This window comes from Sphingomonas sp. SFZ2018-12 (assembly GCF_022496715.1).
GTDB lineage: Bacteria > Pseudomonadota > Alphaproteobacteria > Sphingomonadales > Sphingomonadaceae > Sphingomonas.
The window spans coordinates 1-7,481 of record NZ_WTFM01000012.1 but is presented as its reverse complement, the minus strand read 5'-3'; the positions used below and the strand labels follow the sequence as shown (position 1 = coordinate 7,481).

Here is a 7,481-nt window from a genome sequence, read left to right as displayed (position 1 = left end):
ACGGCCGCGATGGCGCCCAAGGGCGGCGACGACGGCCTGCCGCCGTTCCCGGGCACCGAGGACGGTGCGGGCACGGGCGAGCCCGCCGGTGCCGCCAGCGACGGCCTCGGCGAATCCACCGCCGGCGCGTTCGCCGGCTGACGCCACCACCACCGACCTCTCCGACAGGGCTCGCTTCTTCCCGAAGCGGGCCCTGTCCTCGTTCCGGCTTGGTCCCTCCCGACCAGGATCGAGGGGAGGGGGATCGGGGTCTCGGATCACGCGAACCAGTGGAGTCCGACGATGTACGACACCTACGATCTCGGCGGGACACCCGCCAACGAGCCGTGCGCCCAGCTCGGCCACACCGAAGATTTCTCCCGCATCAACCGGCTTGAGGTCGAATGCTACCGCGCCGCGATCACGGCCCGGTTCGGCCCGCCGCCCGAAGGCTGCACGCTCGTCGTGCTGACCAACCGGCACGACTTCGGCACCTACTACACGCTCGGCCTGAAGGTCTGGCAAGTCGCCCGCAACGAGGCCGTGGACGCCTATGTCGCGGAGGTCGAGGACGGCCTTGGCAGCTGGATCGAGGCGGGCTTCACCGCCCCGGTCCGCTATGACGACGGTCACAGCGCCACCGCCCCGCGCAGCCTCGACGAAGTGGTCCTCGGCGCGATGATGACGACGCGGCCCGGCACCGATGGCAGCTTCCCCGTCGCCGATTTCGAAGTGCTCCACGGCAACCTCGCCGCCGCGTTCCCCCAGATCGCGGCCGAGGCCAAGGCGCGTCTCGAACAGGTGCCGGCATGAGCGACACCGCCACCGCCGCGCCGCCCGCCGCCGGCAGCGCCTTCGACGCCTGCAAGCAGGCGTTCTTCCCTATCCTCGCGGCGCACGGCATCGCGCGCGTCACCATCGGCTACAACGGCGAAGGCGACGAGGGCCAGGTCAACGACGTCGCCGCGTTCGACGAGGCCGGCGACCAGGTCGACCTCCCCGCCGTCGACTGCGAACGCCACCAGCTCGGTTTCGACGGCACGATCGCGAGCGACGTCACCGACCTCGCCAGCGCGCTCGACAGCTTCGCTACCGAGGCACTCTGCGCGCTCTACATGGGCTGGGAGGACAACGCCGGCTCCTGCGGCGAGCTGGAGATCCTCACCGCGCCGAGGACGGTGACGCTCACCCACAACTGGCGGATCGAGACCTTCGATACGACCATCTCGGAGCTCTGAGCCATGTCTCACTGCTACTATCACGCGCTCAGCTCAGTGAAGCGCTGGGGCGGGAAGCCGGAGGACTACCTCCCGCTGCACTCGTGGTTCGACGAGTCCAAGAAGATCATCGCCGACCCCCGCCACCGCGCGCTCCGCCACCATGCCGAAGGCATCTTCATGCTGGAGACGATCTTCGGCGTGACGATCCGCAACAGCGACGGCCGCGATGTGCCCGTCCGCCTGATCGGCGAACAGCACGTCACCGAAGACCTCGGCCGCATCCCGAGCTTCGCCGACTGGGCGCGCCAAATACAACCCGCCCCGTGGATGCTCCGCGGCAACCCTGCCGACAGCCCCGGCCTCGAAACCTCCCACTGAGGATGTTCCCATGTCCAACAACTACACCAAGGCCAGCTTCCTCCTGCTGGTCCAGCCCGACGAGGCCGAGCTGCTCCAACTCGCCAAGGACGCGAGCGACATGCTCGAGAACCACGACGATGACGCGCTCGGCCGCCAAGAGGCCTTCGACGGGCTCGGCCCGGCATTCGCCGCGGCCTTCCCGGCGACCGCAGACGATCCCTTCGGGAGCTTCCTCGCGCTCTTCGACGATGCCGACTTTCCCGTGTTCAGCTGCCGGATCGACGTGGACGACACGCCCGACGAGGCCGGCAAGATCCAGGTCTTCTTCCACGGCGACCAGGTCAGCGTCGACGCCGTCGCGCTCCTCGTCTTCGCAACCTGCAAATCCGCGCTGCCTTGCGGATTCGAATATGCGCTCGACTGTGATCGACTGCGCCCCGGCGAGTTCGGGGGCGGCTACGCCGCGATCACCGCCGCCGGGGTCAGCTTCGGCAACTCCGCCCGCCAGCTCGAGCGCGCCCTCGAGCGCGACCAGGAGGAGGGCGTCGACGGCTTCGTGCTGACCACACGCCACCCCGAATACGGCCTCAGCTTCTGGAACCACGAGACCGGCTTCGGCCGGCTGCGCGACGCGACGGTATTCACCGAGGCCGAGGCCGCGGCCTTCGACAAGCCGATCGCCGCCGACGAGCCGGAATGGCTCGCCATGCCCGCCCCCCTGACCTGAGGACCGAACCATGCGCTTCATCGTCGCCCTGTACGAGGTGGACCGTGCCTTTGGCGGTCCCGAGGAAGGTGGCTGGTGGTACGACACCGGCGAGCTTCGACGGCCGCTCGCGCTCGCCCCGACCAACGACGCTGCCGTCGCCATCGCCGCGCGCGCGAACCGGCTGCTCGACCGTCTCCAGCGCCACAAGCGCCCGGTCGACTCCGCCGCCTACGAAGGCGGTCGCCATCGCGCGCACGTCTTCACCACGACGGCGCCACCGGCCTATCCCGCTGAACGGCCCCGCTACTCCTGACGCAGATGCGGGTCGCGCCGCTCGCGTTTCAGCGGTACAGTCCCAACAAGGGGAACCGACATGCCGACACCCATCCCGGTCGATCCCGCCGAACGCGCCGAGGCGGAGGACGCGGCGCGCGAGATGCTCCGCGACCTGATCGGCACCGACTATTCGGACACTACGCTGCGCGTGTGCGCCGACCACCTTCTGAGCTTCCGCCGCCATCCGAAGACCCACGCCGAGCAGCCGCCGACCGCGGCGCTCGACCGGCTCTTCGCCATCGCCAAGTCCGACACCGGCCAGTCGGCGCGGGTCGCCAACTTCCTCCTGGCCTGGTGGAACGGCGTCGATCTCGGCCATTTCCCGATCGCCGACCTGTTCGGTTTCGACCGCACGATCGCCGACGACATCACCGCCGTCATCCGCTTTCTCGGCCGACACCCGGGCGCGGTCTACGCCGACAGCCTCGGTTATCGCGGCGACGTGATGGACCTCCTCGCCCGCTGGCGCGGGATCACCGACGAGGACGCCGCCTGACCATGATGATCGACTTCGAGGATCGCGAGCCGGCCGAGCCGATGTCGCTCGGCACCAAGATCTTCATCGTCATCATCTGCCTGCTCACCGCCTATGGCTGGTACGCGAACGCGATCGAGCTTTGGCACCTAGTCGCGGGCCTGTTCGCGTGACGACGAAGTCGACGATCGAGACCAGCCTTGGCAAGGTCTGGGTGACGCACTTCGACAACGGCGACGCCGCGCTCTGGTGGCCCGATCGTGCCCGCGTCGGGCCTGCCGTCGTCGACATCATCGACGGCCGCGCGGCCTGGAAGCCGAAGTACGGCAACTGGATCGTTCCTGCGGTTCATGCCGAGACGCTGATCGCCGAGATCGGCGACCTGTAGCAGGGGAGGGCGGCGCATCCCGCCCGTCGCATAAGCGCCGACCGGGACCGCGGCTCTACTCGGCTTTGCCGACCGGAGCCCCGCCAGCGGGTCTCCGCCCTATCGGGTGACGATCCGCTTGCGAAAAGGACCGACGCCCTGGCAGGAGCGCCGGTCCCCATCGAAGGGCATGCCGCAACAACCCGCGACGAACGGATCGGTTCGAGCCCGCGCGGACGGTTAACAGAAATGAGGTTGCCGTTCACCTAACGACCGTGGGGTCAGGGTGGATGGTTCTCGCTGGTCCGCCCAGCATGACATGCGCCTCTTGGCGGCCGTCAAGGATCGGCGGTGCCCCCAATTTCGCACCCGCTACGCGGTCACGAAATCGGCTCCCCCACCGCCCGCTCCGCGGCGCCGCAAATGGCGTCCCTGACGGCCTGGAGACGCATGCCCCGGCGGAACCGCCATCAAATCATGGAGGTTCACATGGCTGGCTTTCAAATCACTTTCTTTCGCGCGGCGCTGAAGGCGGGTATCAGTCCCGACGAGGCGCAACATCTGAGCGACGTCACGGAGGACTTCATCGTGAGGACAGTCGAAACCGCGAACCGCGATCTCGTGGCGCAGCTCAAGACGATGAACGGCAAGCTCGACAACATCGACGGCAAGTTCGAGAACCGCATCACGCTCAGCCGGGTCCAGCTGGCCGCCATTCTCGGGATCGCCGCGATCGGCGGGACCGTGGGTCCGCTGGCCCTCAAGATGATCGGCCTCGGCTGATCCAAAGGGGGCCACGGCCCCCTTTTTTGCTCGTACCGACAGGCTCGACCCACGCGTGTCCCATCGGGACGGCGCCGGCGAGGCCTGCCCGCGCACGAGCGTCAACTCAACCTGCACCTCCGGCTCCTGAGGATTGCCCGATGTCCCGCCAACTCAGCGTCCCCGACCCGATGCCGACGCCGTCACCGACCGACAGCCTGTTGCCAGTCGCCGCGGTCCGCATCGCGAAGGGCGAACTCGCGGCCGCGAACCGTCGCCACCAGCGCCGCCTCCGCGCCCGGCAGGTCGCGACGATCGCTCTCGCCGTCACGGCCGTTGCGCTCATCGCCCTCGGCTTTTTCGCGAACGACCGGCCGCAGCTGCAACAACTGGCCTTCTACGCCGTCCTCATCGTGCCGATCGCGGTGATCGGCCTGTTCGGCTCTCCCATCTGGGACTTCATCTCTGCCCCGCCAGCGGCCCGCCGCCAAGCGGCGCTGGCGAACCGGCTCTATCCTCCCAACGCCCTTGCGGACAATCTGCGCGAGGTCATGCAGACCGTCCTCGACATCTTCGCCAGCAAGGCGACCCCTGCGGAACGGACCGCCCGGCTCGCCGCTAAACTTCCCGAGGCCGCACTCGCCTTCACCGCGTTCTTCGGCAGGAGCGTCGACCGGATCGAGGCCGCCGCGCCCGAGAACGAGGCGAACGACATACAGTCGTTCCAGGCCAGCGCGCTCCGCTTCGCGATGCGCGTCTCGGGGACCGAGCCCGCGACCCAGGCCGAGGTCCGTCACGCCGGCGAGCTCCTGCTCAACTCATTTCGCCGGCTCGCGCGCGCACGGAACCTCGAGAGGTCTGCAATCGCCTTCGACAAGGAGACGATCGACGCCATCACCCTGCCGCGGGGCACCACCACGGACGGGATGGTCGTCGACCAACCCCTCCGCGACGCCCTCGCGGCGCTCCCGGCGGACACGCCGATCATCGCTCGCATCCGCGAGCAGGATCAGGCGCTCCGCCGTCTCCAGGGATCGTTGACCCCGGAAGACGCCGACGAATGGCGTCGCATCATGGCCCGCCATATTCCGGGGCTGGAGAGCACATTCGTCAACGCCCACGCCGCCGTGGGTGACGCCGAGACCGTCCAGCCGTTCCTGCACGCCCTGACGCTGATCTCGAACAGCCTCGGCCTTCTCCTGTCGCGCGTGAAGAACACCGTCATCGGCGACCTGGCGGTGCAGGTCCGCTTCATCGAGACCCGTCACGGCGACGAGCTCAGCCCGCTCAGCTCGATTCCGCCGGGCACCATAACCAATCAGACCGGCAGCTGACCCCACCCGCCCCGGTAGACGCATTGGCGCCCGCACGGCGCCTATGCGCGTGCGTCCGCCCCGGGCGCACGGCACCCGAGCCGACCTCTCGGGGCGGAGCTGTCCATGCCGAACGACCATCACGCCGGCGACGTCCTCGCGGACGAAGCGAGCTTCCTCCTCTCAAACGCGCGCGGCTTCCTCCCGCCGCCGCCCGCCCCCGGGCAGCGTCTCGACGATCATCTCCACCACGTCGCGATCAGCCTGGAGCTGGCGCTCAAGGCAGCAACCCGGGCGGGCGGCTATTCCGACGACTTTGCTCGCACCTTCATCCGCCACGACCTCGCCGAAGCCGCGTTCCTGGCCGAGCAGTGCGGCGTCAGGATCGAGCGAGCCCTCCGCCGGCTGATCGGCATCCTCCATCCCCATTACGCCAAGGGCGGCTTCCACCGCCTCGACGTGCGCCGGTCATGGCCCAGCCACGCGCAACACGCCCGACGGACGGTTCTGCGCCTTCTCGACGCCGTCGAACGCCAGCTGCGGACGGGCGAGCTCCGCCGCGCCGACCGTCCCATCCGCTGCTCCCTCAGGTCACGACTGCGGCTTGAAATCTTGCCGCTGGCGAACCCCCATCTTCGCGCCGCCCTGAAGGCGACCCCTGCCGGCCGACCCCCGCGCGAAGCGGCCTTCGTCGCTGCCTTTCAGCACGTCCCGCGCCCGACCCGGATCGTATTCGTCGCCCACCGGGTCGGGGAGCTGACCTATCCGGAGATCGCCCGTCTATTGGGCATGAGCATCCGGCTCGTCCAGGCGCACATCGCCGATGCACTGCTGAAGACGGCCCGCCTAATGGACGCCTCTACTCCGATGCCCGATCGGACCTAAAGAACCGCTTGGGCGGTTCGTTAATGTCAGTGGTGTAACGAGACGATCCCGAGCTTTGGGGGACCTCGGTTTCATTTCCTGGTGTAGACGCGCCTACTAGCGTGTCGCCTATGACAGGTCGGAGTGTGCATGGTTGTCCAACGCGAACAGGCCCTCAGCATGGCGCTCAGCTTGAGCCGGCGCGCGCTGGAGCTGCTCGACGCGTTCGACGAGCCGCTCCCGGCGGTCCACCTCCAGCGCGCGATCGACGCGATGACCGGCGCGCCGGTCCCCGGCACGGCCGAGGAAGCCGAGGCAATGCTCGATCGCCCGGAGAACCGCGCCCTGCGTGACCGCTTCGACCCTCATTACAGCGCGGCAGGCCGCGATGTCTGAGAAGGATGAGGCCTACTTCACGCGCCGGACGCAGGAGGAACTCGACCTCGCTGCCGCCACCACCGACCCGGACGTAAAGGCGACGCACCTGAACCGCGCAGCGGAGTACGCAACCGCGCGCGAGCGTCTACTTCGCGCCTCCGCGCCCCCGCCCACGAACCGCTGAGGCGCAGGCGTTACCGGACCCCGCGGCGACGCATCTCCATGAACGAGGCTTCGAGATCGCGGAGCAGCCGCTCGCGCTCGGTTCCGACGACATACTGACAGTCAGGACGGGCGAGGCTCTTCTCGGCCTTGCAGCGCTTGGCTTCCGCCTTCCGCAGGCACCGCTTCGCCGCCGATTGGGCCAGGAACGACGCCGGCAGCATCTGCGCTCTCGACTGCTTCACCTCGATGTAGACACATCGCATCTCGTCGCTCGCATGCTGCAGGTCGCCCTTGTCGCCGGCCTGGGCAAGCAGCAACGCTAACAGCACCGGCATCGATCGGTCTCCTCAACCCCATGATGCCGAGCGTCACGCGCCCCGCCAAGCCCGCCTCGCGGGCGACGTCCATCGCCGCGCGAAGGGCGCAGCGATGAGGGCGCTTATCGCGCCTGCCCGGCCGACGGCCGGGGAGAGGAGTGGGTGAGAGTGAGGTGTCTCGGACAAGGGGTTCGAGAGCATCGACCAGGAGGTTTTCGCCATGAACATCGGTTCCA

Annotated in this window: 14 protein-coding genes; 13 read left to right on the top strand and 1 reads right to left on the bottom strand. The window is 68.5% G+C overall.

From position 1 onward, the window contains the following. The first annotated feature begins 282 nt into the window (after positions 1-282). From GO308_RS18540 to GO308_RS18480, 13 genes are all read left to right on the top strand, one after another. Positions 283-792: a hypothetical protein gene (locus GO308_RS18540; protein WP_240886446.1), complete on the top strand. Its 510-nt coding sequence runs from the start codon at positions 283-285 to the stop codon at positions 790-792. Next, entirely contained in the window at positions 789-1,217 is a 429-nt protein-coding gene (locus GO308_RS18535; protein ID WP_240886445.1) for a DUF6878 family protein, read from the top strand. The genes GO308_RS18540 and GO308_RS18535 overlap by 4 nt, the downstream gene beginning before the upstream one ends. Positions 1,218-1,220: 3 nt before the next feature. Beyond that, on the top strand, positions 1,221-1,577 hold the full coding sequence (locus GO308_RS18530; protein ID WP_240886444.1) for a hypothetical protein: 357 nt from the start codon (positions 1,221-1,223) through the stop codon (positions 1,575-1,577). A 10-nt stretch (positions 1,578-1,587) separates the two neighbouring features. After that, positions 1,588-2,286: a hypothetical protein gene (locus GO308_RS18525; RefSeq protein WP_240886443.1), complete on the top strand. Its 699-nt coding sequence runs from the start codon at positions 1,588-1,590 to the stop codon at positions 2,284-2,286. Positions 2,287-2,296: 10 nt separating this feature from the next. Next, positions 2,297-2,581, top strand: coding sequence for a hypothetical protein (locus GO308_RS18520; protein WP_240886442.1), 285 nt, complete (start codon positions 2,297-2,299; stop codon positions 2,579-2,581). Positions 2,582-2,770: 189 nt separating this feature from the next. Further along, positions 2,771-3,100 (top strand): hypothetical protein, encoded by a 330-nt coding sequence (locus GO308_RS18515; protein ID WP_240886447.1) that lies wholly within the window; start codon positions 2,771-2,773, stop codon positions 3,098-3,100. A gap of 2 nt (positions 3,101-3,102) precedes the next feature. Then, complete coding sequence (locus tag GO308_RS18510; protein ID WP_240886441.1) at positions 3,103-3,252, top strand: hypothetical protein; 150 nt, start codon at positions 3,103-3,105, stop codon at positions 3,250-3,252. Continuing rightward, positions 3,249-3,467, top strand: a complete 219-nt coding sequence (locus GO308_RS18505; protein ID WP_240886440.1) for a hypothetical protein — start codon at positions 3,249-3,251, stop codon at positions 3,465-3,467. Before GO308_RS18510 ends, GO308_RS18505 begins: the two co-directional genes overlap by 4 nt. 402 nt (positions 3,468-3,869) lie before the next feature. Next, a complete protein-coding gene (locus GO308_RS18500) occupies positions 3,870-4,229 on the top strand; it encodes a hypothetical protein (RefSeq protein WP_240886439.1) in 360 nt (119 codons plus the stop codon). Positions 4,230-4,369: 140 nt separating this feature from the next. Next, entirely contained in the window at positions 4,370-5,542 is a 1,173-nt protein-coding gene (locus GO308_RS18495; protein ID WP_240886438.1) for a hypothetical protein, read from the top strand. Positions 5,543-5,647: 105 nt separating this feature from the next. Then, positions 5,648-6,406 carry a sigma-70 region 4 domain-containing protein gene (locus tag GO308_RS18490; RefSeq protein ID WP_240886437.1) on the top strand — a complete coding sequence of 253 codons (759 nt, stop codon included), beginning with the start codon at positions 5,648-5,650 and terminating at the stop codon, positions 6,404-6,406. 129 nt (positions 6,407-6,535) lie between these two features. Next, positions 6,536-6,781 (top strand): hypothetical protein, encoded by a 246-nt coding sequence (locus GO308_RS18485; protein WP_240886436.1) that lies wholly within the window; start codon positions 6,536-6,538, stop codon positions 6,779-6,781. After that, positions 6,774-6,947, top strand: coding sequence for a hypothetical protein (locus GO308_RS18480; protein ID WP_240886435.1), 174 nt, complete (start codon positions 6,774-6,776; stop codon positions 6,945-6,947). Before GO308_RS18485 ends, GO308_RS18480 begins: the two co-directional genes overlap by 8 nt. Before the next feature lie 10 nt (positions 6,948-6,957). Here the strand turns inward: GO308_RS18480 and GO308_RS18475 are convergent, their stop codons facing one another. Beyond that, a complete protein-coding gene (locus GO308_RS18475) occupies positions 6,958-7,263 on the bottom strand; it encodes a hypothetical protein (RefSeq protein ID WP_240886434.1) in 306 nt (101 codons plus the stop codon). Positions 7,264-7,481: the final 218 nt, after the last annotated feature.

Excerpts from the sequence above, each read along its gene's own strand:
- GO308_RS18540 (WP_240886446.1), top strand. The coding sequence starts at position 283 with ATGTACGACACCTACGATCTCGGCGGGACACCCGCCAACGAGCCGTGC.
- GO308_RS18535 (WP_240886445.1), top strand. The coding sequence starts at position 789 with ATGAGCGACACCGCCACCGCCGCGCCGCCCGCCGCCGGCAGCGCCTTC.
- GO308_RS18530 (WP_240886444.1), top strand. The coding sequence starts at position 1,221 with ATGTCTCACTGCTACTATCACGCGCTCAGCTCAGTGAAGCGCTGGGGC.
- GO308_RS18525 (WP_240886443.1), top strand. The coding sequence starts at position 1,588 with ATGTCCAACAACTACACCAAGGCCAGCTTCCTCCTGCTGGTCCAGCCC.
- GO308_RS18520 (WP_240886442.1), top strand. The coding sequence starts at position 2,297 with ATGCGCTTCATCGTCGCCCTGTACGAGGTGGACCGTGCCTTTGGCGGT.
- GO308_RS18510 (WP_240886441.1), top strand. The coding sequence starts at position 3,103 with ATGATGATCGACTTCGAGGATCGCGAGCCGGCCGAGCCGATGTCGCTC.
- GO308_RS18500 (WP_240886439.1), top strand. The coding sequence starts at position 3,870 with ATGGCGTCCCTGACGGCCTGGAGACGCATGCCCCGGCGGAACCGCCAT.
- GO308_RS18495 (WP_240886438.1), top strand. The coding sequence starts at position 4,370 with ATGTCCCGCCAACTCAGCGTCCCCGACCCGATGCCGACGCCGTCACCG.
- GO308_RS18490 (WP_240886437.1), top strand. The coding sequence starts at position 5,648 with ATGCCGAACGACCATCACGCCGGCGACGTCCTCGCGGACGAAGCGAGC.
- GO308_RS18485 (WP_240886436.1), top strand. The coding sequence starts at position 6,536 with ATGGTTGTCCAACGCGAACAGGCCCTCAGCATGGCGCTCAGCTTGAGC.
- GO308_RS18480 (WP_240886435.1), top strand. The coding sequence starts at position 6,774 with ATGTCTGAGAAGGATGAGGCCTACTTCACGCGCCGGACGCAGGAGGAA.
- GO308_RS18475 (WP_240886434.1), bottom strand. The coding sequence starts at position 7,263 with ATGCCGGTGCTGTTAGCGTTGCTGCTTGCCCAGGCCGGCGACAAGGGC.